This is a genomic window from Poseidonocella sp. HB161398 (assembly GCF_005870025.1).
GTDB lineage: Bacteria > Pseudomonadota > Alphaproteobacteria > Rhodobacterales > Rhodobacteraceae > Mangrovicoccus.
The window spans coordinates 124,916-151,730 of the sequence record NZ_VATA01000004.1 but is presented as its reverse complement, the minus strand read 5'-3'; the positions used below and the strand labels follow the sequence as shown (position 1 = coordinate 151,730).

The following is a 26,815-nucleotide window of genomic DNA, read 5'->3' as shown; positions in this document are numbered from 1 at the left end:
TGCCAAGCGCGGCGGGGATTGGAACGGCTGCGGGCGCGGCCTATGGTTGCCGCCATGACCCTGATCCGCCGCCGCCTCCTGCTTGCCCTCCTCCTGATCTGCGGCTCGGCCGTGATCGGGGTGGCCGTCTGGGAGGCGAGCTGGCGCTCGGCCCTGCGGCTGGTGGCGACCCGGGCGGAAAGCGATCTGGGCCAGACCTCGGACCGGCTGATCGCGCAGCTGCAGAGCTACCGCGAGCTGGCCGTGCTGCTCTCGGACCATCCCGAGGTGGAGGCGCTCTTGCGCCCGGGCTTCGCCGCGCTCGACCCGACGCTGCAGGAGGTGTCGCGGCGCGAGGCCGAGGCGCTTCTGCAATCGATCGCCGACAAGACCGGGGCGCTGCGGATCGCGGTCTTCCGCCGCGACGGGCGGGTGGCGGCGCGCAGCGATCTCGACCGCAGCCGCGGCGTGCCCGAGCTGTGGAAGACCGCGGCGGAGCGGGCCCTGCAGGGCGCGCTGGGGCTTGTCTCCGGCGTCGACCCCGAGACCGGACGGCGCAGCTTTGCCTTTGCCGCGCCGGTCTTCGGCCAGCGTCTCTCGCCGCCCTCGGGCTTCCTGGCGATGGCGGTCGACCTGGAGGCGATCGAGGCGGAATGGCGCGCTGATCCGACCGCGGTCTTCTTCCGCGACGCGAAGGGCCGGGTGATGCTGTCGAACCGCAGCGAGCTGGTGCTTGCGCAGATGGGGGCGGGCGATGGCGGCTTCCCGGACTACCGCGCCCGCGAGGTGGCGGGCCACGAGCTCTGGCGCATCCCGGCGGGCGGGCGCTACCTGCCGCGGCTCGGGCTGCATGCCGAGCGGGAGCTGCCGCAGATCGGCATGCAGGCGGAGGTCCTGCTCGATGTCTCCACGGCGCAGCGCATGGCGGCGACCCAGACCGGGCTCGCGGTGCTGGCGAGCCTGCTGGCGGCGGCGCTCGGCCTCTGGGTGCTGGAGCGGCGCGACGCGCTGCGCGCGCGGCTCGCGGTGGAGGCGGCCGCCAAGGAGGTCCTGGAAACCCGGGTCGCTAGCCGCACGCGCGAGCTGTCGGCGGCGAATACCCGGCTGCGCCACGAGGTGGCCGAGCGCAAGGAGGCCGAGGCCCGGCTCAAGGCGGCGCAGGACCGGCTGGTGCAGGCGGGCAAGCTCTCGGCGCTCGGCGAGATGTCGGCGGGGATCAGCCACGAGCTGAACCAGCCGCTGATGGCGATCCAGTCCTTTTCGGAGAACGCCCAGCTGCTGCTCGATCGCGGCCGCACCGATGTGGTGGCGCAGAACCTCGCGCGCATTTCCGAGCTCGGTGCGCGGATGGCGCGGATCATCCGCAACCTGCGCGCCTTCGCCCGGCAGGAGAACGCGCCGGTGCGCGCGGTCGATCCGGTCCGGGTGATCGGCGCGGCGCTGGAGATGGCCGAGCCGCGGCTGCGCGGCGTCGCGCTCGACTGGCAGCCGCCCGCGGCGCCGCTGCGTGTGATGGCGGGCGAGGTGCGGCTGCAGCAGGTGGTGACGAACCTCGTGCTGAACGCGCTCGACGCGATGGGGCCCGGCCAGGGCGAGCTGGCGATCCGGCTGGAGGAGACGGACGGGGCGCTGCGCCTTTCGGTGGCCGACCGCGGGCCGGGCCTGGCGCATCCCGACCGCATCTTCGACCCGTTCTACACCACCAAGGAGGTCGGCCCGGGCGAGGGCATGGGGCTGGGACTTTCCATTTCCTACGGGCTGGTGCAGAGCTTCGGCGGCAATATCGAGGGGCGGAACCGGGAAGGCGGCGGCGCGGTCTTCACCGTCACGCTGCCCTCGATCGACCCTGCGGCGGACGGAGAGGCGGCATGACGGGCGAAGTGCTTCTGGTCGAGGATGACCCGCTGGTGCGCGAGGCGCTGGCGCAGACGCTGGATCTGGCCGGGCACGGCGTCCATGCGGCGGGCAGTTTCGTGGCGGCCAAGGACCTGATCGCGCCGGGCTTTCCCGGGGTGGTCGTCACCGATATCCGGATGCCCGGGCGCGACGGCTTCCACCTGCTCGACTATGCCCGCGCCCAGGATGCCGAACTGCCGGTGATCCTGCTGACCGGCGAGGGCGACATCCCGATGGCGGTGCGCGCGATGCAGGACGGCGCCTTCGACTTCCTCGAGAAGCCCTGCGATCCCAAGACCCTGCTCGCGGCGGTGGAGCGGGCGATGCGGCTGCGCCAGCTGGTGCTGGAGAACCGCGCGCTGAAGAAGCGGCTGCAGACCGGCGACCATGCCGCGCGGATGGTGCCGGGTAAGAGCGCGGTCGCCCAGGCCTATCGCGACCGGCTGCGCGCGGTGGCGGCGGCGGGGCAGCCGGTGCTGCTGACCGGGCCGGACGGGACCAACACGCCGCGCATCGCCGATGTCATCCGCCGCCTGGCCGGGCGCGAGGCCGCGCCGTTCGAGAAGCGCGCCTCCTACGGGCTCTCGGCGGCCGATCTGACCGCGGCCTTCGGCGCGGTGGGGGCGGGGACGCTCTTCCTCGACGAGGTGGCGGCGCTGGCCGGGGACACGCAATTCGCGCTGCTCGAGCGGCTGGAGGCGGGCTGCGAAGCGCTGCTGATCGCCGGGACCTACCGCGATCTCGCGCGCGAGCCGGGCTTCAACGCCGATCTGCGGCTGCAGCTCGACGCGGTGCGGGTCGACATCCCGCCCCTGACCGACCGGGTGGAGGACATCCCCGACCTCTTCCTCTACTACGTGGCCGACATCGCCGAGCGCTCCCGCGTGCCGGTGCCGCCGGTGCCTGACGGCTATCTCGCCGATCTGATGGCGCGCGACTGGCCGGGCAATGCGCGGGCGCTGATGAACGAGGCGACGCAGTTCGTCCTGGGGCTCGAAGGGCCCGAGGCGGGCGAGGGGCTGGGCCTGGCCGAGCACATGGCCCAGGTCGAGAAGACCCTTCTGGTCCGGGCGCTGCAGAGGAATGGCGGCCAGGCCAGCCGCGCGGCGGAAGAGCTGAAGCTGCCGCGCAAGACCTTCTACGACAAGCTCGCGCGCCACGGTCTGAAGCCCGAGGAATACCGCTAGCGGGCCTCCGCGCCGGGCAGAGGGGAGGTGTCCCACTGGCATTCTGGCGGTGGCGGGATAGCGGCCATGTCGCGAAGTGTTTCGGGGCCGAATAGATCCATCCAGGGAGGTGTCGGCAAGCCCAGTGCGAGTTCTGGAGCAGCTTCCAGCCAGCCGCGCCATTTGCCGAAGAACTCGGCATCCTCGGCGATGGGTGCCGTGATCCAGCCGCAGGCATGGACCACTGGTGCGGGAAACCCGTCGGGCAGCGCGACCGACCCGTCGAGGAAGGCATTCCGCCAATCTGTCGCCGCGTTGAATTCCATCTTCCGGAGATCCGAGAATCTGAGCGCGCCGCCATGGTTTATGCTCGCGCTAAGGTTCGTGCCAACCAACGCAATCTCGGCCTCCCCGGTTCCGGCCAAAAACGCCCCGCTGAGGTCAGCCCCTTCCATCTGCGCCAAGCTGAGGTCCGCCCCTTCCATCCGCGCCCAGCTGAGGTCCGCCGCCTGCAATCCGGCGGAGCTGAGATAGGCGCCGCGCAGATCGGCATGCGCTGGGGCCCAGCGGGTGAGCGTCCCAAGTTTCGTGCGGCGTCGGTTGCCCAGGCATCGGGGAAGCGGTCGTCGAGCCGCTGGAAGAAGGCATCGCACGCCTCAGCCTCCAATCCCCGCTTCTCCTCTGCGCACCAGTGGCGGCGCAGGGTCAGCAGATGGGGCACTGGTTCGGCGTCGGAGAAATGCGGCGGGCCGCAGGTCTCGGCATCGAGCCCTTCGCGCGCGCACCAGTCGATGCGGAAGCGGCGCTTGTGGATGTCGTAGGGCAGCCAGTCCGCGGGCAGGGGTGTCAGTACCGCCTCTGTGAGGTCTGCGCTGGCCAGGTCGAGCTTCCGGTCGTCGGGTCCGGATCCGAGAAGCCTTTCCATCCACTTTGCGGCGGGTGCCAGATCGAACGGGCTGAAGGTGCCGCCCACGGTCTTGATGTGCGTCAGGGGCAGCGTCGCGATTGCCGCGGAGAGTGTCGCAGCAATCGCAAGGGCGTGGCGCCATGTCAGGACGCCTTTCCGTCGCCCCAGGTCATCGAGAAAGCGGGACCAGCTGGCGAGGCTGGCATGGAGCGCGAAGAGCGCGCAGGCCAGTGCCGAGTAGCTCATCACCCAGTCATGGGCGGGCCAGCTGCGCCACCAGGCATAGCCGAGCGCGAGAGGTCCGGCGCACCAGATCCGCAGGATCGCGGTGATGGTGGCGAGCAGGTCGAGCGGCCGTGGTTCTGCCGCGCCGTCCCGGCGCCAGCGCAGGACGAGGTCGTTGAGGAGCCAGGGGAGGATATGCGCCTCCAGCCGCGTGCCGTTGACCTCCGCCTGCGGGACCATCAGCGCGGCGGTGGATTTGCGCACGAAGAGATGCAGGTAGACATGGAGAGCGGCGCCGAGGATCGGGGCGGCGACGAAGAAGCTTGCCGTCGGGATGGAGACGCCGATCAGCGGCAGGTCGGTCTGGCGGCTGTCGAGGAAGAAGTCGATATCCTCGACGCCCAGCAGCGTCACCGTGACGAAGGCCAGATAGGCCAGGAGGCCGAACCAGTTGGCCCGCCCGGCGCGGGTCAGGTCGTTGATCCGCGCAATGGCGAGCGCGGTGCCGTCCTGTTCGAGGCTGACGGGAAGGGGGCCGCGCGGGCGGCCGTAGGGGAAAAGGCGCTGGGTCATAATGGAAAGAGCCTGCCACAGGGGCAGGCTCCGGGGAAGCGCCGCAAGCTGCGGGGCCTCAGAAGGCGTAGCTCAGCCCGAGCGAGGCGCCGTGCTGGGTCAGGTTCTCCGAATAGCGCCCGGCATACTGGACATAGACCCGGCCGCGCTGGCTGAACTCCACGCCCATCTCCAGCGAGAGGCCGTATTCGGTCGCCGAGCGGTCGGCGATCGTCGCCTCGTAGCCCGGGGAGAGCGCCAGCTCGGTGTCGTTGTCGTCGAAGGGGAAGAGCGCGGAGACCTCGAAGGCGCCGTAGAGCGTGCCCGCCTCGACCGGCCGGTAGGCGTCGCCGCGCAGCCCCAGCTTGCCGTAGCTGGTGAAGGTGCCGTAATCCTCCGCCGTGGCCCCGCCATTGTTCTCGTCGTAGCCGTCGAGCTCGAACTGCTCGGCGCCGAGCGCGGCGAAGGGGGTCAGGCGCATCGTGCCCGGGGCGAGGACATGGGTGTAGCCCGCCTCGATCTCGCCGGCCAGGAGCTCGCCGTCGGGGCGCGAGACATAGCGCGTGCCGTCCTCGATCCGGTCGTTCTCGTAGTCGAGGCTGGCATAGTAGAGATCGCCCAGCGCGTAGAAGCCGGTCTGCGACCAGAAGCCGGCATAGAGGCTGATCTGGTAGCCGTCCTCGTCGAGGCTGGAGTCGCTGTCGTCGAAATCGGCATTGAGCTGGGTCCAGCCCAGGCTGCCGCCGAAGCGCAGCGTGCCGGCATCGGCGAGGCTGCGGGTGAAATCCGAGCCGATGATGATGCCGCCGCCGTCATAGTCGAAGGCCGCGTTCGGGCCGTCCTCGTCGAAATCGCCGCGGAAGCCGGTCAGCACCGCATAGCCGCGCAGCCCGGCAATGCCGAACATGTCGTTGATGACCGACTGGTCCTGGGTGACGGTCGGCGCGACGCCGGTGCCCTGGGGCGCCATAAGCATGATGCCGCGGATCGCGCCGCGGTGGTTGGCCAGGAGCGTCCGGGCGACATCGCCGAACTGGTTCATCGGGATGCGGATCGTGCCGCTGTCGGTGATCACCTCGACCGTGGCGACGGTGGACAGGCACTGGATGAAGGCCTCGGAGAAGGCGGTCGCGGAATCGCCGCCCTCTCGCAGGATGGTCAGGTCGGCGGCGCAGCCCGGCAGGCCGGAATTGATCGCCAGGTCGACATAGTCGGCCAGCGTGGTGCCCTGGCTCGAGGTCGCGGCCCCGGCGGCGCTGGGCGTGTAGGTGTCGGTCACGACCTTGGCCGGGTCGGTGCCGTCCTGGATATAGGCAGTGCTGCCGTCCACGGCGATCGCCTCGAGCTCGCCGTCGGACAGGTACTGGGCATCGACCACCACCACGATCCCGGCGCGGCTCGCGTCGAGCGCGGTCGCGACCGCGCCCAGATCCAGCGCCGAATTGACCGTGTCGCGGTCCTCGTCGGTCACGAGGATGATCGTCGTCGCGCCGGTCGACAGGTCGTAGCTGCTCAGCGCGGTGTCGATGCCGGAATAGCCGTCCTCGGTCCCGCCGGTCAGCACCAGCGTGCCGGTCGCGGTCTGGAACTCGGTGGAGGTGCCGAGCAGGCCGGAGCCGACATTGATCGCGTGCCCGGCGACATCGGCGCTGCTGCCGAAGCCGGTCAGGCCGAAGCGGACATCCGAGACGCCGGTGGATTTCAGCGAGGATTCCACATCCGCGGCGACATCGCCGAGGAAGGAATGCTCTCCGGACATGGAGCCGGACTCGTCGACGACGAAGATGAGATTGACGGTGCCGGGAATGGTCTGGGCGCAGAGGGCACCTGCACCCATGACCGAGACCGCCAGCGCGGTGCTCGACAGGAAGTGGCGAAGCAAGGGGATACTCCTATGGCGTGCCCCGGAATTGCGGGGCGGAAATGCGCGGGCACGGACCCGCGGGGACGGAAATCAGCGGGCCGGGCAGGCCCGCCTCGGGACGGATTTTCTGGTTCTAATTATCGTTAACTTTTACCACCGGGCTGCCGCGTCGTCATTGGAACCTCGGCCCGAAGGCCTTCCGGACGGCTGCTGCCGGGGGACGCCGCGATGCGGCGGCTAATTTCCGGGCAGGACCGGTGGGACGGAAAATTTGTCTAAATAAATCAACTATGGAAACCAGTAATTTATCTTTCGTGATGACCGGTGGTGTCGGTGCAAGGGCGGCGAATCGCGGGAGGTGATTCGCGGCGGCTCCGGCGCGGGCGTCCCGGGTTGCGCCGCTCTGCAGCGAATCGCGGCGCCTGTGCGGAAAACCGCACAAGCGGGCGCGGGGCTGTGCGGAATCCCGCACAGGACGGCAGGCCATGCGTCATGCGCAATCCAGCTATGCGTCAACTAATATCACGTTTTCAGCAGGTTACTTGGCGGCGGCGCAAGTTTCTTGCCCGAAGCTTGTCTGGGGCAGGCGCATCGTTGCTTAACCGGGTCATGCCCTGCCGGGCACGCGACACCGAAACGAGGGAGGACTTCTCGTGAAATTCCTGACTACCGTTGCCGTTCTGGCGCTTTCCGCCTCTGCCGCTTTCGCCAATTGCGACGACGGCGAGATCGTCATCAAGTTCAGCCATGTCACCAATACCGACAAGCATCCCAAGGGCATTGCCGCCTCGCTTCTGCAGGAGCGGGTGAACACGGAGATGGACGGCAAGGCCTGCATGGAGGTCTATCCGAACTCCACGCTCTACAATGACGACCAGGTGCTGGAGGCGATGCTGCAGGGCGACGTCCAGATGGCCGCGCCGTCGCTGTCGAAATTCGAGAAATTCACCAAGAAATTCCGCATCTTCGATCTGCCCTTCATGTTCAAGAACATGGAAGCGGTCGATGCGTTCCAGAACTCGGAGGCGGGCCAGGACATGCTCCATTCGATGGAGCGGCGCGGTCTCGTGGGCCTCGGCTTCTGGCATAACGGGCTGAAGCAGTTCTCGGCCAACAAGCCGCTGCTGCTGCCCGAAGACGCCAAGGGGCTGAAATTCCGCGTCCAGCCCTCCGACGTGCTGGTGGCGCAGATGCAGGCGCTGGGCGCCAGCCCGCAGCCGATGGCCTTCTCCGAGGTCTACGGCGCGCTGCAGACCGGCGTGGTCGACGGGCAGGAGAACACCTGGTCGAACACCTACGGCCAGAAGTACTTCGAGGTGCAGGACGGCATCACCGAGACCAATCACGGCCTGCTGGACTACATGGTCGTGACCTCCACCGACTGGTGGGACAGCCTGCCCGACGACGTCCGCGAGCAGCTGGCCACGATCGTGGCCGAGGTCACTGCCGAGCGCAATGCCGCGATCAACGAGGTCGACATGGAGAACCGCCAGGCGATCCTCGATGCCGGCGGCGTGATCCGCGAGCTGACCCCCGAGCAGCGCGGCGCCTGGGTCGAGGCGATGAAGCCGGTCTGGGCGCAGTTCGAGGGCGATGTCGGCGCCGACAACATCGCCGCCGCGCAGGCCATCAACGAAAGCATGTAAGCCGCGACAAGCGGGCAGGGGCCGGGCGGCGCGTCCGGCCCCTTTTTCGACGGCAACACCGGGGGAGACGCCCATGAGCGGGCAGAGACATCAACCACAGACCATGTTCGGGCAGTTCGTCGCCCGCGCAGAAGAGGTCATCATCGCCTTCCTTCTGGGCGCGATGGTGCTTCTGACCTTCGTCAACGTCGTGCTGCGCTACGTCTTCAACCACTCCATCATCTGGGGTCTCGAGGTCGTGCTGGTGCTCTTCGCCTGGCTGGTGCTCTTCGGCATCAGCCACGCCTTCCGGATCACGGCGCATCTGGGCGTCGACGCCGTGCTGAACATCGTGCCGCGGAACACCCAGAGGATCCTGGGCGTGATCTCGGCGCTCTGCTGCATCCTCTACGCCTTCCTGCTGCTGAAAGGGGCCTGGGACTACTGGGCGCCGTTCGGCGGCTTCGACGCCACCTCGGGGCGCTGGTTCCCGACCGGGTTCGAGAACAGCCGCGACCAGGCCTGGTACGAGACCGACCAGATCCCGATGATCGACTGGCTGCGCTGGATGGAGCCGGTCTTCAACGAGGGCGAGAGCTACGAGAAGCTGCCGCGGATGATCCCCTACCTGATCCTGCCGGTGGGCTGCCTGCTGCTGCTGGTGCGGGTGATCGAGGCGCTGGTCGGCGTGCTGAACGGCACCCATGACAGCCTGATCGTCAGCCACGAGGCCGAGGATCAGGTCGACGACCTCTCCGCCACCCATCACGACCACGACCACCCCTACTACAAGGACTGATCCGCGATGGAAATCGTTCTCCTCTTCGTCGTGATCGTGGCGCTCCTGCTGATCGGCGTGCCGATCGCCGTGTCGCTGGGCCTCAGCTCGATCCTGTTCCTGCTGATCAATTCCGAAAGCTCGCTCGCTTCGGTCTCGCAGTCGCTCTACCAGGCGATGGCCGGGCACTACACGCTGCTCGCGATCCCGTTCTTCATCCTGGCCTCGTCCTTCATGTCGACGGGCGGCGTCGCCAAGCGGATCATCCGCTTCGCCATTGCCTGCGTCGGCCACCTGCCGGGCGGGCTGGCGATCGCGGGCGTCTTCGCCTGCATGATCTTCGCCGCGCTCTCGGGGTCTTCGCCCGCGACCGTGGTCGCCATCGGCTCCATCGTCATCGCGGCGATGCAGAAAGTGGGCTATACCAAGGACTTCGCCGCGGGCGTGATCTGCAATGCCGGCACGCTGGGCATCCTGATCCCGCCCTCGATCGTGATGGTCGTCTACGCCTCCGCCACCGATGTCTCGGTCGGCCGGATGTTCCTGGCGGGCGTGATCCCCGGGCTGATGGCCGGCGGCATGCTGATGGTCGCGATCTACGTCATGGCCAAGGTCAAGAACCTGCCCAAGGGCGAATGGCTCGGCTGGGACGAGATCGGCGCGTCGTTCCGCGACGCCTTCTGGGGGCTGATGCTGATCGCCATCATCATGATCGGCATCTACGGCATCCCGGGCGTCACCGGGGCGATCTTCACCCCGACCGAAGCGGCGGCCGTGGCCTCAGTCTACGCCTTCATCGTCGCCTGCTTCATCTACCGCGACATGGGCCCGCTCTCGGGCGGCGAGTCCGGCCGCCACAAGACGCTGCTGGAGCGGCCCTATGCGCTGGTCACCGCCTTCTTCCACCGCGACACGGTGCAGACGCTCTATGACGCGGGCAAGCTGACGATCACGCTGATGTTCATCATCGCCAACGCGCTGATCCTGAAGCATGTCCTGACCGACGAGCAGGTGCCGCAGCATATCGCCGAGGCGATGCTGGGCTACGGGCTGGGTCCGGTCGGCTTCCTGATCATGGTGAACGTGATCCTGCTGATCGGCGGCCAGTTCATGGAGCCCTCGGGCCTTCTGGTGATCGTCGCGCCGCTGGTCTTCCCGATCGCCATCGAGCTGGGCATCGACCCGATCCACCTGGGCATCATCATGGTGGTGAACATGGAGATCGGCATGATCACCCCGCCGGTCGGCCTGAACCTCTTCGTGACCTCGGGGGTCGCGGGCATGCCGATGATGGCCGTGGTGCGCGCCGCCGCGCCCTTCCTGGCAGTGCTCTTCGTCTTCCTGATCCTGGTGACTTACGTGCCGGTGCTGTCGACCTGGCTGCCGACGCTGATGATGGGGCCGGAGATCATCACGAACTGAGCGGGACCGGGGCGCCTCCGGGCGCTCCGGTCCGGACCCGGCCGAGGCGCCGGCGAGATATCAGCGGGCCGCAGGCAGGCAAGCCGGCGGCCCGTTTCGCATTCTGCGACGGGCTGTCCGCGCCGCCTGCCAGAGGCCCGCTTTCCGGCGGCCACCGTCAATGGCTTGCATTGCATGTGCCAGGCCCGGGGACGGATTGCTTTGGCAGCTGGCCTGGGGCAAGGCACTGCAAGAGATCGGGTCAGCGGCCACCGGCTGAGACCTGTTCGTTGTGGGATCCGCACGCGATAGCGCGAGCGGTTCGTCCATCGCGCTTAGGCCTTCGCGCATAGGCGTACGCAAAATCATCCATCGCGCGTTGCCCCTATTGCAGAGGCGCTTGCACCGAGACGATCGCGCGTGGCCCTCAAGCAAGGGCGCTCGTACCTCGTCCATCGCGCATGGTCCGTCGAGCAAAGGCGTTCACACCTCCTCCAACGTGCGTGATCCCTCGAGCAAGGTCGCTTGCATCTCGTCCACCGAGCGTGGTCCCTCGAGCAAAGGCGTTCGCACCTCGTCCAACGCGCGTGGTCTCTCGAGCAAGGGCGTTCGCACCTCCTCCACCGTGCTTGGTCCGTCGAGCAAAGGCGTTCGCACCTCGTCCAACGTGCGTGGTCGCTTGAGCAAGGCGCTCGTACTTCGTCCATCGGGCGTAGCCCCTCGCGCATCGTCCGTCGCGCATGGCCTCTCACTCAAGGGTCCGCTCACGCAAGGGTCCGCACGAGCGGGAAATTTGCGGAAACTCTGTCGCTCCAGCCTCCCGCACCGACCTCCGTGCGCAAGTCTGTCGTCAGGGAAGCTGCGCCGGAGCCTGCGGGGAACATTGCTCCCCTGCGGTCCGGTTGTCGGGGGCGGGCCGGTCCTGCCCGCGCGGTGCCCGCCCGCACGCGGCCGGCGAAGCGGGAGGCACCGCACGGTCCGGGGCCGCCGGGCGCGGTGCCCGGCCGTCCCCGTGCCCGCAGGATCACTGGGTGGTGGAGGAGCTGCTGCTGCTCTGCGCGGCGATGGCGACGGCAACGCCGATGGCAGCCGCCGCGGCAATGCCCGCGCCGATGGCCACCGGACCGATCGTGCCGGCAAGCCCCGCGCCGGCTCCGACGCCCGCACCTGCGCCCGCACCTGCGCTGGCACCTGCGCCGCCCGCGGCCTGGGTGGCCTCGACGAGGGCCGCCGACTGGGCAAGGGACATGTTTGCAGCCAGCGCGCCGATAAGGGCGGTGGCGAGGAAAGTCTTTTTCATGGCGGCCTCCAATGCCGGGATGTCTGGGTCCGGGGCGGCGGCGGGATCCGCATGGCGCGGCGGCCGTCGCCCGGGTGTCACCCGCGGAGATTGCGCAGCCAGGCTGAACAGGGCGTAAACTTCGGCGCCTCCGATGCCCGCTGCGCCGCGTCAAGTAGCGGGGATTTTAACCAACTTCCCGGCATTCCGGCTTGCATGCGACAGTTCGCATCTGTGCGCCGCCCGGCGCTGCGCCTATCTGGACCCTGCCAGATCCCGCATCCCGGCGGGACGCAGAGGAAAGGTGGTCCCGATGTCCCAGCTCGAGAACTGGAGCCCGTCGCAGGTCAAGGCGGCGCTCGACGGCGGCGAGATCGTGCTGATCGACGTGCGCACCCCCGCGGAATTCGCGCTGGAGCATGTCGAGGGCGCGCTCTTGATGCCGATGGCCTTCTTCGTGCCGGGCGCGCTGCCCTCCCAGCAGGGCAAGCGGATCGTGCTGCATTGCGGCTCGGGCCTGCGCTCGGCGCGGGTGGCCGAGCGGGCGATGGCGGCCGGCATCCTGCCGCTGGCGCATATGGAGGGGGGATTCGGCGCCTGGAAGGCGGCTGGGCTGCCCTATATCGGGACCGACATGGCCACTGGCGCGCCGCAGCGGATGGCCGCAGGCTGACAGGCGGAAAGGTGCCGCGATCAAGCCTTCGTGACCCAGAGTGGCAGTGGTGGGGTGCGCAGCGATCTGTTAAACAGTCTGTCAATACGAGCAGTGGAATTAAGGGTCCATTCATGAATCGCATCGCCTCCCTGGGCCTGATCGTGGCCCTCGGGCTGACATCGGCCTGCAGCAACCGCGCGGACAACCTCGCCGGCAGCACCGATCTGAACGGCGACCGCTACGGCTATGGCAGCGGCAGCGGAGCCGACGGCATTTCCAACCCCGCCTCGCCGGCCTATTTCCAGGCCCGCGTCGGCGACCGGGTGCTGTTTCCGGTGGACACTTCGGGCCTGACCGCAGAAGCCCGCGGCATCCTCGACGGCCAGGCGCAGTGGCTGTCCTCGAACCCCTCCTTCACTGCGGTGATCGAGGGCCATGCCGACGAGCAGGGCACCCGCGAATACAACCTCGCCCTCGGCGCGCGCCGCGCCAGCGCGGTCTATGACTACCTGATCTCGCGCGGCATTTCCGCCAGCCGCCTGAAGACCGTCAGCTACGGCAAGGAGCGCCCGATCGAGGTCTGCTCGGAAGAGAGCTGCTATGCCAAGAACCGCCGCGCGGTGACCGTCGTGACCGCCGGGGCGGGGGTCTGACATGCTGCGGGCGCTGCTACTGGGCGCGGTGCTGCTGCCGGCGGCAGCGCTGGCGCAGGACCGGACCGCGACGCTGGCCGATATCCGGCTGCAGCTGCGCGCGCTGAATACCGAGATCCTGGCGCTGAAGCGCGAGCTGGAGCCCTCGGGCGCCAGCGAGGCGCCGGCCGCGGTCTCGGGCGGCGCGCTGGAGCGGCTCGACGGGCTCGAGGCGGAGCTGCGCAAGCTGACCGCGCAGACCGAGGAGCTCGACTACCGCATCGGCCGCGTGGTCGATGACGGCACGCGCCGCGTCGGCGACCTGAATTTCCGCCTGACCGAGCTCGAAGGCGGCGATCTGGGCCAGATCCAGCCGCCCGAGCCCCTGGGCGGGCAGTCGGGCCTGGCGGTTCCGTCGCCCTCGTCCCCGGCCGCTTCGGAGACCGGCCCCGAGCTGGCGGTCGGCGAGACGGCGGAATTCGACAAGGCCAAGGAGCTGCTCGCGGGCGGCGATCCGGCGGCGGCGCTCGACGGGTTCGAGGGCTTCCTGTCGGACTATCCGCGCAGCCCGCTGGCGCCTGCGGCGCATCTGGCCCGCGGCAAGGCGCTCAGCGCGCTCGGCCGCCATGCCGATGCCGGGCGCGCCTATCTGGAGGCCTTCACCCAGACCGAGACCTCGGACGAGGGCATCGCCTCGGCGGGGCTGCTCGGGCTCGGCCAGAGCCTGGCGCAGCTCAACCAGACGCGCGAGGCCTGCCTGACGCTCGGCCAGGTCGAGGCGCGCTTCCCCGGCACGCCCGCCGCAGGCGAGGCCCAGACCGCGCTGTCCCGCCAGACCTGCGGGTGACGCGGCCGGACGAGGAGGGCTTTGCCCGCTGCCTTGCCGCAGCGGGGCCCGGCCCGGTCGGGCTCGCGGTCTCGGGCGGCAGCGACAGCACGGCGCTGATGCATCTCGCGCTGGCCCATGATCCGGGCCGCGACTGGCGCGTGGTCACGGTCGATCACGGGCTGCGGGCGGGATCGGCGGCGGAAGCCGCCGGGGTCGGCCGCGCGGCCGCGGCGCTCGGGCTCGGCCACGACATCCTCTGCTGGCAGGGCTGGGACCGCAGCGGCAATCTCCAGGACAGCGCGCGGCGCGCACGGCAGGATCTGATCCGCGGCTGGGCGGCGGCGCGCGGCATCGGCGCGGTCTGCCTCGGCCATACCCGCGACGACCAGGCGGAGACGGTGCTGCTGCGGCTGGCGCGCGGCTCGGGCGTCGACGGGCTCTCGGGCATGGCGGAGAGCCGGGCGGAGCCGGGCCTCCTGTGGCTGCGGCCGCTTCTCGGCCTGCGCCGGGCCGCCCTGCGCGACTGGCTGCGGTCGGAGGGCATCGCCTGGGCGGACGATCCGTCGAATGACGACCCGCGCTTCGACCGGGTGCGGGCGCGGCAGATGCTGGCCGCCTGCGGCGATCTGGGCATCGATGCCGAGGGGCTGGCCGAGACCGCGGCGCGGATGGCCGCGGCGCGCGAGGTGCTGGGGCGCGAAGCGGCGCGTCTGGCCGAACGGATCGCCGGAACCATGGCCGGGGCGGTGACGCTGGGCGAGGCGCTGTGGCAGGCGCCCGACGAGACCCGCTGGCGGCTGCTCGCGGGCGCCGCCTGCTTTGTCTCGGGCAATCCCTACCGGCCGCGGCTGGCGGCGCTGCGCCAGGCCGAGGCGGCGCTGGCGGCAGGGCGGAGCCACACGCTCCATGGCTGCCTGATGGTGCCGCAGAAGGGCGGGCTGCGCATCCAGGCGGAGCCGCGCGCGCTCGAGGGCGTTGCGGCCGCCGGCGTGCCGGGCATCTGGGCGGGCTGGCGGATCGACGGACCGCAGATGGCGGGACTTACTGTCGCGGCCCTGGGCGAGGCGGGGCTCTCCGCAGCGCCGGGATGGCGCGAATCGGGCCTGTCCTGGCTGCATGCACAGGTCACGCCGGGCCTCTGGCAGGACGGCGAACTGGTTGCGGCGCCTGCGCTTCTTCCCGCACAATGGCGTGCCGTGCCCTGCCGCGACAGGGATGCATTCATACGATCGTTCTTATCTCATTGAAGATCACGCCCGTATGTCTATCTTAGAGGGGACGTGCCGGCCCCGCCTGCGCCGGCCCATAATTAGGAGAATTGCCTTGGGCAACGCGCGAAACATCGCCTTCTGGGTGGTCCTGTTTCTGCTGATCCTCGCTCTGTTCAACCTGTTCAGCGGCGGTCAGTCGACCATGTCTTCCCGGTCGATCAGCTTTTCTGAATTCGTGGACTCGGTGAATTCCGGGGAAGTCCACAGTGTGACGCTCGACGGCGAAAAGGCGCTGATCCGCGGAAACGACGGCAAGGACTACGTGGCGATCATCCCGCAGGGGACCGATATCACGAGCCAGCTGATCGACAACAACGTCTCGGTCACGGCGCGGCCGCAGGAGCAGTCCGGCTTCACGACGCTGCTGATGACCTTCCTGCCGTTCCTGCTGCTGATCGGCGTGTGGATCTACTTCATGAACCGCATGCAGGGCGGCGGCCGCGGCGGCGCGATGGGATTCGGCAAGAGCCGGGCGAAATTGCTGACCGAGAAGCACGGGCGCGTGACCTTCGATGACGTGGCGGGCATCGACGAGGCCAAGGACGAGCTCGAGGAGATCGTCGAATTCCTGCGCAACCCGCAGAAATTCTCGCGGCTCGGCGGCAAGATCCCGAAAGGCGCGCTGCTGGTGGGCCCTCCGGGCACCGGCAAGACGCTTCTGGCGCGCGCCATTGCAGGCGAGGCGGGCGTGCCCTTCTTCACCATCTCGGGGTCGGACTTCGTTGAAATGTTCGTGGGTGTCGGCGCCTCGCGCGTGCGCGACATGTTCGAGCAGGCCAAGAAGAACGCCCCCTGCATCGTCTTCATCGACGAGATCGACGCGGTGGGCCGGTCCCGCGGCGTCGGCTATGGCGGCGGCAATGACGAGCGCGAGCAGACGCTGAACCAGCTTCTGGTCGAAATGGACGGCTTCGAGGCCAATGAGGGCATCATCATCGTGGCGGCGACCAACCGTCCCGACGTGCTCGACCCGGCGCTGCTGCGTCCCGGCCGCTTCGACCGCCAGGTCCAGGTGCCGAACCCCGACATCAAGGGCCGCGAGAAGATCCTGGGCGTCCATGCCCGCAAGGTGCCGCTGGGCCCCGATGTCGACCTGCGCATCATCGCGCGCGGCACGCCGGGCTTCTCGGGCGCCGATCTGGCGAACCTGGTGAACGAGTCCGCGCTGATGGCCGCCCGCGTCGGCCGCCGCTTCGTCACGATGGAGGACTTCGAGAACGCCAAGGACAAGGTGATGATGGGCTCCGAGCGGCGCTCCATGGTCATGTCCGAGGAAGAGAAGAAGCTGACCGCCTATCACGAGGCGGGCCATGCCATCGTCGGCCTGAACGTCCCGCAGCACGATCCGATCCACAAGGCGACGATCATCCCGCGCGGCCGGGCGCTCGGCCTGGTTCTGTCGCTGCCCGAGCGCGACCAGCTCAGCGTGACCTACACGAAGTACACCTCCAAGATCGCCATGGCGATGGGCGGCCGCGTGGCCGAGGAGCTGATCTTCGGCCGGGAGAACGTGACCTCGGGCGCGGCCTCGGACATCCAGCAGGTGACCAAGATCGCCCGCGCGATGGTCACCCAGTTCGGCTTCGCCAAGGAACTGGGCTATGTCGACTACGCCAATGAGCAGCAGAGCTATCTGGGTGCCTATGGCGGCGGCAAGGACCATTCCGAGGAGACCCAGAATCGCATCGACTCCAAGGTGCGCGAGCTGGTGGACGAAGGCTATGCCACCGCCACGCGCATCCTGACCGAGAAGAGCGAAGAGCTGCACCGCCTGGCGCAGGGCCTTCTGGAATACGAGACGCTGACCGGTTCCGAGATCACCAAGGTGATCAATGGCGAGCCGCTGAACCGCGGCGACGACGACGAGGGCAGCACGCCCTCGGGCAACGCGCCTTCGGTGACGGCGATCCCGAAGACCAAGGGCCGCTCGAAACCCTCGGATTCCGGCATGGAGCCCGAGCCCACCGCGTAAGCGGCAGGCATCAGGATCGGGAAAGGGCCGTCCCCCGGGGGCGGCCCTTTCTGCATTCCGGGGTCAGTCCGCGGCGAGCATGTCGGCCAGCTTCGCCACGGTCCGCAGGTTCCGCGCCGTCCCCTCCGCCATCTCGGGCAGCTTGAGCCGCGAGCGGCCCATCCCTGACGGATAGCGGATATAGAGTTCGCTTGCGCCGGCCACGATCTCCTCGTCCGTTTGCCCGCGGGCGCGGGACGCGGGATCCGGCGCGGGCGCTCCGGCGAGGAAGAGCACCGCGACCTGCGCGGGCGGCGCGCCGGGGAAGGGATTCTCCGCCAGGATCTTCCCCAGCGCCAGGCTGTCGCGCAGGAAGACGCCGACCGGCTGGCCGAGCGCGGCCTGCAGCTCCGCCTCGAGCGCCGCCTGCGCCTCGGCGGCCTCGAGCTCCGTGCGGAAGACGGCATTGCCCGACTGGATATAGGTGGCGACATCCGCGAAGCCCGCTTTGCGGCAGAGTGCGCGCAGGTCGGTCATCGGCAGCTTGCCGGTTCCGCCGACATTCACGGCGCGCAGGAGGGCGGCATAGCGGGTCATGGGCACAAGGCTAGCGCGGCCGGGCCCGGCAGGGCAGTCCCTTTTCCGGGCCGCAGTCCCGCAGGCGCCAAAGCGCCGCTCCGGGGGGGCGGCCATTGCCGGTCCCGGCAGGCCGGTGCGGAAATGCGGGGAGAGCCGCGGGACGTGCCCTCCGCCGCCGGTGAAAGGGCCCGTAGCCAAGTCGGCAGGCGCGCGGTACCGGAAAGGCGCCCCTGCTGCCGGAACGGTCCGATACGGCCCTTCGCGGGTGCGCGGTGGTGGAGCGGCCATGCAGACGCGAGGGGGCTCAACGGAGCCGGGCTCGAGATGGACCTGCGTCTCGCCGGCCGGGGGCAGGTGGCCGGCCGGATTCGCATCGACCTGGAAGCCATGGCAATTCGGGCCTGCCTTTCGGTCAGGAAATCCCGCGGCAGGCCGATTCTACGCCACGGGCGCCGATGCAATCGCGGCATCCGTCGAGATCATCTGCGGAAGGGCGAAGCACTGGTGGTGCATCGCCGCAGGATAGCACCGCTCTCCGGTCGCCGACCGGTCCGCGATGGCGCAGGCCGCGGCGATCGCCATCCGGCTCTGATCCCGATGAGCCCGTCGCGCGGCACTCAGGCGGCCCGCAGCGCCCGGCATTCTCCGCAGCAAGCAGAGCTGTGGAGCTGCCGCCGACCGCTCGAGTGCGCGCCGCATGACGATGCGCCTCTCTGCCGACCGGGAAGACAGGCTGAGAGGCTTTTCGCGGACGGCCCGGATGAGGATTGCTGGCAGGCGGGGCAGGGAGACGTGCGAACGCAGGAGGTGGCGAGTGGGCTTGCGCCACCGGGCCGGGCGCGTGGCGGCAGGCTGCGGTCGGTGCTCTGCGATATGGCGGCGGCGTTTGGTGATTGCCGTGGGGACGTCCTGGCCAAAGGGCGGGGGACGGACCGGCAGGCGTCGCCTTTGCGGGCGCGCCGAAATGCCTCCGGGGGCGAAGCGGCTGGCCAGCGGCGCCCAGCCGCGGGATGGCTGCCCGCAGGACCGGGCATGCAGAACTGGCAGGTCAGGCCGGTGCCGGCCGCCTGCGTTCCGGGCCTTGGCTTTCGCGGCGTGCGTCGCGGGCATCCCTGGCGGCGACGGGTATTGCGCAGCCATCCGGGATTGCCGCGGGGCGGTCCCGGGCTCTGGCTGGCCCTTGAGGCATGCCGTGCGTTTCGCGCCGCCGGGGCCGGACGCGGCGTTCCGCGGCCGCGCGGGTGGGTTGCGCCCCGTGGCCAGGCTCTCCTTTGGCGCCTCCGGGCGCGTGCCGCTGCGGCTGGTTCCGGGTTCTGGCTGGGCCCTTGAGGCATGCTGTGCGTGTCGCGCCGCCCGGGCCGGGCGCGGCGTTCCGCGGCCGCGCGGGTGGGTTGCGCCCCGTGGCCGGGCTCTCCTTTGGCGCCTCCGGGCGCGTGCCGCTGCGGCCGGTTCCGGCGACTCCGCACAACGAGCGGGCCAGGCGCTGTCACCGCCTAGGGCCGGGCGGCGCTGCGGGCACTGGCCGCGGCCCGGGGCGGAGCGGGGCTGTCACCGGTGCGAAGGCGCATGCCGTGCGACGGCTTGGCGGCGGGGCCGGAAAAGCCTAGGCTCGGAGGCAGGATAGCAAGGAGCCTGCCATGTCCGTGACGCCGCAAAGCGACTGGAATCCCGAGGCCTATCACCGGTTCCGCGGCCTCAGGTTGCGCCCGGCGCTCGACTTGCTCGCACAGGTGGCGCTGCTGCCGCCCGGGGTGGTCGTCGATCTCGGCTGCGGCTCCGGCGCGGTCGGCCCGGCGCTGGCGCAGCGATTTCCGGACCGGCAGATCCATGGCGTCGACCGCTCGCCCGCGATGCTCGAGGAAGCCGAGGCGACCGGCGCTTATCACCGGCTGGAGCAGGGCGACATCGCCGAGTGGCGCGCCGAGGCGCCGGTGGCGCTGATCTTCTCCAACGCCGCGCTGAACTGGGTGCCGGATCACGAGACGCTGCTGCCGCGGCTGGCGGGGATGCTGGCGCCGGGCGGCATGCTGGCGGTGCAGGCGCCCTTCCAGCAGGAGGCGCCCTCCCACCGGCTCCTGCGCGAGATCTCGGGCGCGCTCTATCCGCAGCTCTTCGACTGGTCGGGCTGGCGCGACGATGTCCGCGACCTCGCGGGCTATGACCGCATCCTCGACGGGCTGGGCGAGGCGAGCCTGTGGGAAACCACCTATGCCCAGCTGCTGCCGCCCGACGCAGCCGCCCATCCGGTGCGCCGCTTCACCGAGTCGACGGCCGGGCGGCGGGTGCTCGACCGGCTCGGCCCGGAGGACGCCGCCGGCTTCCTCGGGGCGTACGACGGCGCGCTCGACGCGCATTACCCGCGGCGGGCGGATGGCGCGGTGCTGTTCCCGTTCCGGCGGATCTTCTTCACCCTGCGCGTGCCGGAGGCCTGAGCGGTGCCCGCGCTGAAACCGACCGGCTTCGCCGCCCGGATCGCCTGGATCGGCCGGGTCGGCGACCGCGACGGATCGCTGGCCTCGTCGCCTGCGGAGCGGCTGGCGCTCGGCTTCGACGGGCTCGAGGGCGAGAGCCATGGCGGCGCGCTGCGTCCCGCCTGCAGCCGGGTCAGCGCCCAGCATCGCCGCGGCACGCCGATCCGCAACGTCCGCCAGCTTTCGGTCGTGTCGGAGGAGGAGCTGGCCGAAACCGCGGCCGTGCTGGGGCTGGAGCGGCTGGAGCCCGCCTGGATCGGCGCGACGCTCTGCCTGGCGGGGCTGCCGCATCTGTCGCTGCTGCCGCCCTCGAGCCGCCTGCAGGGGCCCGACGGCGCGACGCTGGTCATCGACATGCAGAACCGGCCCTGCCATCTGCCCGATCCGGTGATCCGCGCGGCCACCGGGCGCGACAGGCTGGCCGCGAGCTTCCGCAAAGCGGCGGCGAACCGGCGCGGCGTCACCGCCTGGGTGGAGCGCGAGGGCGTGCTGGAGCTCGGCCAGGAGCTGCGGCTGCATGTGCCCGACCAGCCCGCCTGGCCGCATCTGTCCGAGGCCAGGGGCGTGTCGCGCTGACGCCTTGAAGATCGCTGCCGGGGCCGCCATTCTTGCGCGGTGAATCTTGTAGCGTTGTGGGGAGACGCCGTGAAAGCGCCATCCGAATGTGAGTCCATGGCCGAACTGCGCATGACAATCGATGCGCTGGACCGGCGCCTGATCGAGATGCTGCGGCTGCGGCAGGATTGCATCGACCGGGCCATCGAGCTGAAACCGGCCGAGGGGCTGCCCGCGCGCATCGAGTCCCGCGTCGCCCAGGTCATCGCCAATGTCCGCGCCTCGGCGCTGGCGCGCGGCTTCGACCCGGATCTGGCGGCATCGCTCTGGCGCAGCCTGATCGAATGGTCTATCGCGCGGGAACAGGCGGAGCTGGGCCATGGCGATGCCGGGACCTCCGCCGCGGATGCGCCGGAGCCTCCGGCAGTTGCGCGTCCCTCCGCAGGCGAGGCGTGAGACGGCAACGGAGAGCTCCGACATGGTAGCGGAACGGATCGACGGCAAGGCATTCGCGGCAGGGCTGCGGGCGCAGGTGGCGGAAGAGGTGGCGCGGCTGAAGGCCGAGCACGGGCTGGTTCCCGGCCTGGCCGTGGTGCTGGTGGGCGAGGACCCCGCGAGCCAGGTCTATGTCCGCTCCAAGGAGAAGATGACCGTCGAGGTCGGGATGAACTCCTATGCCCACCGCCTGCCGGCCGATGTCAGCCAGGGCGAGCTGATCTCGCTGGTGCGCACGCTCAATGCCGACCGCGCGGTGAACGGCATCCTGGTGCAGTTCCCGCTGCCGAAGGGGCTCGACCAGCAGGAAGTGATCGAGACGATCTCGGCGGCGAAGGACGTCGATGGCTTCCATCCGCAGAATGTCGGCCGCCTGGTCGCGGGCATCCCGGCGCTGGTGCCCTGCACGCCCCTGGGCTGCATGATGCTGCTGAAGGACCGGCTCGGCGATCTCTCGGGGCTGAACGCGGTGGTGATCGGCCGCTCGACCATCGTCGGCAAGCCGATGGCGCAGCTGCTGACCAATGCCTCGGCGACGGTGACGGTGGCGCATTCGCGCACCAGGGACCTGCCCGCGGTGGTGCGCAATGCCGATATCGTCGTCGCCGCGGTCGGCCGTCCCGAGATGGTCAAGGGCGACTGGATCAAGCCCGGCGCGACGGTGATCGATGTCGGCATCAACCGCATCGACGCGCCCGAGAAGGGCGAGGGCAAGACCCGTCTGGTCGGCGATGTCGCCTATGACGAGGCGGCCGAGGTCGCGGGCGCGATCACGCCGGTGCCGGGCGGGGTGGGTCCGATGACCATCGCCTGCCTGCTGGCCAATACCGTGACGGCGACCTGCCAGGCCAACGGCCTGCCCGTGCCGGACGTGCTGACGGTCTGAGCGCGGCTAGCGCAGCAGCGTCTGCGGCACCAGCAGCAGCACCCGCTGGAAGGGCACGCTGCGGCTGCCCGCCGGGCAGGGCGCGGCACGCGGGATCTGCGTGCCGTCCTGCGACAGGCAGAGGCTCTGGTCGCCGCCCCAGGCGCGGCCGCCGCCGCTGGCATAGAAATAGACATAGCGCCCCGGCAGGCCCGAGATCCGCAGGCAGTCCGAGCGGCGGATGCGCTGCCAGCCCGAGCTCTGCCAGCTGCCGTCGCGCTGCCAGGCGATGACGGCGTCGAGCGCGGACTCGCTGCTGTAGTTGCAGAGCGACCAGGCCTCGGGCCGGGCGGTGCTGTCGGGCCCGGCGTCGCCGCCATCTTCCCTCATCTCGCGCGTGCCGCTGCCCGTCGCCGTGCCGCTGTCGGGCGAGGTGCCGCCGCCGCGGTCGCCGCCGCCGACCTGCGACGGGCTCGCCCGGTTGCTGGCGGCCTGGACCGGCAGTGCCGCCGCCGCGAGGGCGCAGGCGAGAAGGAGGCTGCGGAGGATCATGGCGCCTCGCCCCCGGGAACGGTCCGGAAGGTCACGCCGCCGTCCGCGGCCGGTGCCCCGGGCTCTTCGGGCGGGCCGATGACCGCCAGGTCCGGATTGCTCGCGGCACTTTCCACCGCGTCGCGGCTCGTCGCTTCGAGATGCGGCGCGGGCACCTCGACCAGCACCTGCGGGCCGGGCTTCACCTCGTAGACGAACTGCACGTAGATCAGCAGGTAGGCGATGGAGATCACCAGCACCAGCGTCGCCATCGACCCGGTCTTGACCGAGATGCTGACCATCTGGTTGCGGAATTCGACCTCGTCGCGCTCGCCGATCCTCTGCAGGAAGCGGCTGGCCTGCGAGAACTGCCAGAAGGCGAAGGCGACGCCGCTGACCGAGACCAGCATCGAGACCCAGAAAAGGTACTGCGAGGCGCGGCTGTTCCAGTCATAGACCCGCCGTGTCTCCGACAGCGTCCAGATCGAGAAGGCGAAGCGGGCGCGCTCGTAATCGGCGCTGTAATCCTCGATCGTCCGCGCGGGGTCGAGCTCGAACGGGCCGGGGGCGTTGCGCGCCTCGATCCGCACGAAAAGGAAGAGCGCGGCGAAGGCCGCGACGATGCTGGCAGCAACCCAGAGCGGACGCAGATCAGGCGAACGCATGTGACCCCCCTGTCCCGGATGGCAGCGAGGGTAGAAAATTTACGTATGGTAAACAAGGGTCGTATTCCCGCTATGCGGGAAAACGGAGGGAAATACCCGCTATGCGGGAAAGACCGCCATCATCGTTCCCTGGATCGCGCCGACCAGCTTGCGGGCGCCCTCGGCATCCTCGGCCTCGATATCGGCGCGCACCACGGTGATCTGGCGCCCGGCGCGCAGCACCGTGCCGGTGGCGATCAGGCGGGTGCCGACCATCGGGCGCAGCATGTTCATCTTGACCTCGACCGAGACGACATCGGCCTCTTCGGGCATCAGCGTGAGCGCGGCATAGCCCGCCGCGCTGTCGCCGACCGAGAAGCCCAGCCCGGCATGGGCGAAGCCCTGCTGCTGCGACACGGCGGGGGTGATCGGCACCGATAGGACGCAGCGCCCCGGGGAGACCTCCTCGAGCACGGCGCCCAGCGTCTGCATCAGGCCCTGGCGGGCGAAGTTCCGGGCGATTCGGGGCGGGATCGGGGACTGGCTCATGGCGCCATGCTGCGGCGCGACCCGCGGCCGGGGGAGCGGGCATCTTGCCGCTGGAGCGGCACGGGCAGGGCGCGCCGCCCGGTCAGCACCGCCAGCGCCCCGGGGCCCATCAGCGGGGCGAAGGCCGGGTCGAGGCAGTCGAGCCCGCCGGTATAGGTGCCGAAGGCCGGCAGGATCGCCCGGGCCGCGTCGATCAGGAAGCAGGAGCGCCGCTGCCCGCCGAGCCGCGCCTTGGGGTGGTAGTGCCCCGAGATCTCGCCGGGCGCCGCGCCGGGCCTTGCGATATGGCGGAAGAGAAGCGGGCCGAGGGCGAGCTCGGCCAGATGGCTGCCCGGCAGGTCGACCGGGCCCGCGTCGTGATTGCCCTCGATCCAGATCCAGCGCCGCCCGGCCGCCATCGCCATCAGCAGCCCGCGCGCCTCCCCGGGCAGATGCCCGGCCGCCGCGAGATCGTCGAAACTGTCGCCGAGCGCCACGACCACCGCCGGATCCGTCGCGGCGATCTCGGCCGAGAGCCGGTGCAGCGTGTCGAGCGTCTCGTAGGGCGGCAGCATCGCGCCGCCCCGGCGCGCGATCCGCTCCGCCTTGCCCAGATGCAGGTCCGAGACGCAGAGCAGCCGCTCGGCGGGCCAGTGGAGCGTGCCTGCGGGCCGCGCCTCGAGCGGCGCGCCCGCCAGATCGAAGCGATGGGCGGTCATGGCCGGGTGGTGCCGCAAGCGGGCAGGGCGCGCAAGGGGTCAGGTCATCAGGAACTGCGCATGGATCGGCGCCGAGGCCGCGCCCATGACGCGGGCATTGAACCCGACCGAGCCCGGCGCCACCCGCGGCGGGAGGATCCCGCGCATGTCGAGCGCGGCCAGTTCGGCAGCGACCCGCTGGGCCAGTTCGTCGCGCACCGCGGGCGGCACCGCGCCGTCGATCAGCACCGCCTCGAAATCGATGACGGCGCAGGCGGCGCGGGCGGCCTGGGCAATGGCGGCGGCCGAGCGGGCGATCCAGGGCTCGAGGTGGGCGGCGAATCCCGACCAGTCCTGCGGCTGGCGCCAGAGCGCGGCGGTGTCGCCGCCCGCCTCCTCGATTGCGGCTTCCAGCAGGTAGATCGAGGCGGTGTCGAGCAGGCTCTGCATCTGCCCGTCCGGCCCCTCGACCCGCAGCGAGCCAAGCGCCCCGGCATTGCGCTGCGCCCCTTCGATGACGGTGGAATTCAGCACGATGCCGCCGCCGATGAAGGAGCCGAGGAAGAAATACGCGTAGTCGCGGTACTGCCGGCCGCGGCCGAAGACATGCTCCGCCCGGGCCGCCGCGGTGGCGTCATTGACGGTGAAGAGCGGCAGCGCCGAGAAGCGCGCGACCTCCTCGGCGAAGTCGAGCCCTTTCCAGACCGCCATGTCGCCGGGGGCGGCGAAGGGCTCGGGCCAGCTCCAGATCTCCAGCGGCGCGGCGATGCCGATGCCGCAGAGCCGCTCCTGCTGGCGCGGGGTCAGCGCGGCGGAAAGCCCGGCCATGCCGGTTTCGAGATAGCCGAAGATCTGCGCGGGCATCGGATGGCGGTAGGTCAGCTGGCTCTGGCCCAGCACCTGGCCATGCAGGTTCATCACCACCAGATCGGCCGAGCGCCGCCCGATCTTCAGCCCGAAGGAGAGCGCCCCGTCGGGATCGAGCGCCATCGGCACCGAGGGCTTGCCGACGCGGCCGCGCTGCGGCTCGCCGCGGACCAGGAATCCCTCGGTCTCGAGCTTGCGCAGGATGTTCGACACGGTCTGCGCCGACAGCTCGGTCCGCTTGGCGATGTCCGATCCCGCCATCGCGCCATGGCGCTGGATCAGGGTCAGGATCAGCCGCTCGTTATGGGCGCGCACCCCGGTCTGGTTGGCGCCTGCGCCCAGGTCCCTGATCTCGTTGCCGTCCATCGCATCCTCCCGATCACTACTCTTGCCCCGGCCGATTAATAAATCAACTGGATTTACTTATTGACAGGGCGCCGTCAACATCCGTAACTGAACACATCTCCGGGACGGAGAACACGCGACTCGTAGCGGAGAGGACCGCTGCGAATTGCCGTAGGGAGGAACATTCATGAAGACGATTACGGCCACCAGCGCCATCCTGCTTGCCTGCCTGTCGACCGGCGCCTATGCGGCCGGCGACGATGTCGGCGCCTGCATCATCACCAAGACGGACACCAACCCGTTCTTCGTGAAGATGCGCGAGGGCGCCGCGGCCAAGGCGGCGGAGCTGGGGATCGAGCTGAACGCCTATGCCGGCAAGGTCGACGGCGACAATGAAAGCCAGGTCAACGCGATCGAGACCTGCATCGCCAATGGCGCCAAGGGCATCCTGCTGACCGCCTCGAGCACCTCGGCCATCGTGCCCGCGGTAGAGCAGGCGCGGGCGGCGGGCATCCTGGTGATCGCGCTCGACACGCCGCTCGACCCGATCGAGGCGGCCGACATGACCTTTGCCACCGACAATTTCCTGGCCGGCGAGCTGATCGGCCAATGGGCGGCGGCGACGCTGGGAGACGCCGCCAAGGACGCCAAGATCGCGATGCTCGACCTCGACGTGTCGCAGCCGACGGTCGGCGTGATGCGCGACCAGGGCTTCCTCAAGGGGTTCGGCATCGAGCTGGGCGATCCGATGAAATGGGGCGACGAAAGCGATCCGCGCATCGTCGGCCATGACGTCACCCAGGGCAACGAGGAGGGCGGCCGCAAGGCGATGGAGAACCTCCTGGCCACCGATCCCTTCGTCAATGTCGTCTACACGATCAACGAGCCGGCCGCGGCTGGCGCCTACGAGGCGCTGAAATCGGTCGGGCGCGAGAATGACGTGCTGATCGTCTCGGTCGATGGCGGCTGCCCGGGCGTGGCCAATGTCGAGGCCGGGGTGATCGGCGCCACCTCGCAGCAGTACCCGCTGCTGATGGCCTCGAAGGGGATCGAGGCGATTGCCGCCTTCGCCCGCGACGGCACCGTGCCCGCCGCCACCGAGGGCAAGGACTTCTTCGATACCGGCGTCGCGCTGGTGACCGACAAGCCCGCCGAGGGCGTGGAGTCGATCCCGGTCGCCGACGGCAAGGATCTCTGCTGGGGCTGACCCCGGCGCGGGGGCGCCCG

Annotated in this window: 25 protein-coding genes and 1 pseudogene; 15 read left to right on the top strand and 11 right to left on the bottom strand. The window is 69.9% G+C overall.

Going from position 1 to position 26,815, the window contains the following annotated elements:
• Positions 1–54 precede the first annotated feature (54 nt).
• Together FGX59_RS05185 and FGX59_RS05180 are read left to right on the top strand one after the other, a co-directional pair.
• Positions 55–1,851, top strand: a complete 1,797-nt coding sequence (locus tag FGX59_RS05185) for an ATP-binding protein (RefSeq protein ID WP_138465460.1) — start codon at positions 55–57, stop codon at positions 1,849–1,851.
• Positions 1,848–3,062, top strand: coding sequence for a sigma-54 dependent transcriptional regulator (locus FGX59_RS05180; protein ID WP_138465459.1), 1,215 nt, complete (start codon positions 1,848–1,850; stop codon positions 3,060–3,062). The genes FGX59_RS05185 and FGX59_RS05180 overlap by 4 nt, the downstream gene beginning before the upstream one ends.
• Here the strand turns inward: FGX59_RS05180 and FGX59_RS38610 are convergent.
• The 3 genes and pseudogenes from FGX59_RS38610 to FGX59_RS05170 all read right to left on the bottom strand — a co-directional run bounded on the left by FGX59_RS38610 (position 3,059) and on the right by FGX59_RS05170 (position 6,607).
• Positions 3,059–3,367, bottom strand: coding sequence for a hypothetical protein (locus FGX59_RS38610; protein WP_240722252.1), 309 nt, complete (start codon positions 3,365–3,367; stop codon positions 3,059–3,061). The two genes, FGX59_RS05180 and FGX59_RS38610, sit on opposite strands and share 4 nt — an antisense overlap.
• Positions 3,368–3,502: 135 nt before the next feature.
• Positions 3,503–3,694: pseudogene (locus FGX59_RS39580) on the bottom strand (pentapeptide repeat-containing protein); the annotation flags it as partial.
• Positions 3,695–4,804: 1,110 nt separating this feature from the next.
• A complete protein-coding gene (locus FGX59_RS05170; RefSeq protein WP_138465457.1) occupies positions 4,805–6,607 on the bottom strand; it encodes an autotransporter domain-containing protein in 1,803 nt (600 codons plus the stop codon).
• A 635-nt stretch (positions 6,608–7,242) separates the two neighbouring features.
• On the opposite strand from FGX59_RS05170, the gene FGX59_RS05165 reads away from it, so the two are divergent.
• The 3 genes from FGX59_RS05165 (at position 7,243) to FGX59_RS05155 (ending at position 10,414) form a co-directional block, all read left to right on the top strand.
• Positions 7,243–8,235 carry a TRAP transporter substrate-binding protein gene (locus FGX59_RS05165; protein ID WP_138465456.1) on the top strand — a complete coding sequence of 331 codons (993 nt, stop codon included), beginning with the start codon at positions 7,243–7,245 and terminating at the stop codon, positions 8,233–8,235.
• A gap of 73 nt (positions 8,236–8,308) precedes the next feature.
• Positions 8,309–9,013, top strand: coding sequence for a TRAP transporter small permease (locus tag FGX59_RS05160; protein WP_138465455.1), 705 nt, complete (start codon positions 8,309–8,311; stop codon positions 9,011–9,013).
• A gap of 6 nt (positions 9,014–9,019) precedes the next feature.
• Complete coding sequence (locus FGX59_RS05155) at positions 9,020–10,414, top strand: TRAP transporter large permease (RefSeq protein ID WP_138465454.1); 1,395 nt, start codon at positions 9,020–9,022, stop codon at positions 10,412–10,414.
• A 1,003-nt stretch (positions 10,415–11,417) separates the two neighbouring features.
• On the opposite strand, the gene FGX59_RS37475 is transcribed toward FGX59_RS05155, so the two are convergent.
• On the bottom strand, positions 11,418–11,693 hold the full coding sequence (locus FGX59_RS37475; RefSeq protein WP_171060516.1) for a hypothetical protein: 276 nt from the start codon (positions 11,691–11,693) through the stop codon (positions 11,418–11,420).
• A 292-nt stretch (positions 11,694–11,985) separates the two neighbouring features.
• Between FGX59_RS37475 and FGX59_RS05145 the strand changes: the two genes are divergently transcribed.
• The 5 genes from FGX59_RS05145 to ftsH all read left to right on the top strand — a co-directional run bounded on the left by FGX59_RS05145 (position 11,986) and on the right by ftsH (position 17,031).
• Entirely contained in the window at positions 11,986–12,345 is a 360-nt protein-coding gene (locus FGX59_RS05145) for a rhodanese-like domain-containing protein (protein ID WP_138465452.1), read from the top strand.
• Between the two features lie 113 nt (positions 12,346–12,458).
• Entirely contained in the window at positions 12,459–12,980 is a 522-nt protein-coding gene (pal, locus tag FGX59_RS05140) for a peptidoglycan-associated lipoprotein Pal (protein ID WP_138465451.1), read from the top strand.
• Position 12,981: 1 nt separating this feature from the next.
• Positions 12,982–13,806 (top strand): tetratricopeptide repeat protein, encoded by an 825-nt coding sequence (locus tag FGX59_RS05135; protein ID WP_138465450.1) that lies wholly within the window; start codon positions 12,982–12,984, stop codon positions 13,804–13,806.
• Positions 13,803–15,035: a tRNA lysidine(34) synthetase TilS gene (gene tilS / locus FGX59_RS05130; RefSeq protein ID WP_138465449.1), complete on the top strand. Its 1,233-nt coding sequence runs from the start codon at positions 13,803–13,805 to the stop codon at positions 15,033–15,035. The genes FGX59_RS05135 and tilS overlap by 4 nt, the downstream gene beginning before the upstream one ends.
• 76 nt (positions 15,036–15,111) lie before the next feature.
• Complete coding sequence (gene ftsH / locus FGX59_RS05125) at positions 15,112–17,031, top strand: ATP-dependent zinc metalloprotease FtsH (protein ID WP_138465448.1); 1,920 nt, start codon at positions 15,112–15,114, stop codon at positions 17,029–17,031.
• A 63-nt stretch (positions 17,032–17,094) separates the two neighbouring features.
• On the opposite strand, the gene FGX59_RS05120 is transcribed toward ftsH, so the two are convergent.
• Complete coding sequence (locus FGX59_RS05120) at positions 17,095–17,607, bottom strand: DUF1697 domain-containing protein (protein WP_138465447.1); 513 nt, start codon at positions 17,605–17,607, stop codon at positions 17,095–17,097.
• Positions 17,608–18,027: 420 nt separating this feature from the next.
• The gene (locus FGX59_RS37470; protein WP_171060515.1) at positions 18,028–18,171 is read right to left on the bottom strand and encodes a hypothetical protein; all 144 of its coding nucleotides are present in this window, start codon (positions 18,169–18,171) and stop codon (positions 18,028–18,030) included.
• A 1,055-nt stretch (positions 18,172–19,226) separates the two neighbouring features.
• Between FGX59_RS37470 and FGX59_RS05115 the strand changes: the two genes are divergently transcribed.
• From FGX59_RS05115 to folD, 4 genes are all read left to right on the top strand, one after another.
• Entirely contained in the window at positions 19,227–20,021 is a 795-nt protein-coding gene (locus FGX59_RS05115; protein WP_138465446.1) for a methyltransferase domain-containing protein, read from the top strand.
• Positions 20,022–20,024: 3 nt separating this feature from the next.
• Entirely contained in the window at positions 20,025–20,636 is a 612-nt protein-coding gene (locus tag FGX59_RS05110) for a sulfurase (protein WP_138465445.1), read from the top strand.
• Positions 20,637–20,732: 96 nt separating this feature from the next.
• Positions 20,733–21,071, top strand: a complete 339-nt coding sequence (locus FGX59_RS05105; RefSeq protein ID WP_370295762.1) for a chorismate mutase — start codon at positions 20,733–20,735, stop codon at positions 21,069–21,071.
• Between the two features lie 22 nt (positions 21,072–21,093).
• The gene (gene folD, locus FGX59_RS05100; protein ID WP_138465443.1) at positions 21,094–21,996 is read left to right on the top strand and encodes a bifunctional methylenetetrahydrofolate dehydrogenase/methenyltetrahydrofolate cyclohydrolase FolD; all 903 of its coding nucleotides are present in this window, start codon (positions 21,094–21,096) and stop codon (positions 21,994–21,996) included.
• 6 nt (positions 21,997–22,002) lie between these two features.
• Here folD and FGX59_RS05095 read toward each other — a convergent pair whose 3' ends face one another.
• From FGX59_RS05095 to FGX59_RS05075, 5 genes are all read right to left on the bottom strand, one after another.
• On the bottom strand, positions 22,003–22,527 hold the full coding sequence (locus FGX59_RS05095) for a DUF1036 domain-containing protein (protein ID WP_138465442.1): 525 nt from the start codon (positions 22,525–22,527) through the stop codon (positions 22,003–22,005).
• Positions 22,524–23,171, bottom strand: coding sequence for a hypothetical protein (locus tag FGX59_RS05090; protein WP_138465441.1), 648 nt, complete (start codon positions 23,169–23,171; stop codon positions 22,524–22,526). The genes FGX59_RS05095 and FGX59_RS05090 overlap by 4 nt, the downstream gene beginning before the upstream one ends.
• A gap of 99 nt (positions 23,172–23,270) precedes the next feature.
• Positions 23,271–23,699, bottom strand: coding sequence for a PaaI family thioesterase (locus FGX59_RS05085; RefSeq protein ID WP_138465440.1), 429 nt, complete (start codon positions 23,697–23,699; stop codon positions 23,271–23,273).
• Complete coding sequence (gene pdeM / locus FGX59_RS05080; protein WP_138465439.1) at positions 23,696–24,397, bottom strand: ligase-associated DNA damage response endonuclease PdeM; 702 nt, start codon at positions 24,395–24,397, stop codon at positions 23,696–23,698. Before pdeM ends, FGX59_RS05085 begins: the two co-directional genes overlap by 4 nt.
• Positions 24,398–24,436: 39 nt before the next feature.
• Entirely contained in the window at positions 24,437–25,609 is a 1,173-nt protein-coding gene (locus FGX59_RS05075) for an ROK family transcriptional regulator (RefSeq protein ID WP_138465438.1), read from the bottom strand.
• 166 nt (positions 25,610–25,775) lie between these two features.
• Here FGX59_RS05075 and FGX59_RS05070 point away from each other — a divergent pair, with 166 nt between their 5' ends.
• Complete coding sequence (locus FGX59_RS05070) at positions 25,776–26,795, top strand: sugar ABC transporter substrate-binding protein (RefSeq protein ID WP_138465437.1); 1,020 nt, start codon at positions 25,776–25,778, stop codon at positions 26,793–26,795.
• Positions 26,796–26,815: the final 20 nt, after the last annotated feature.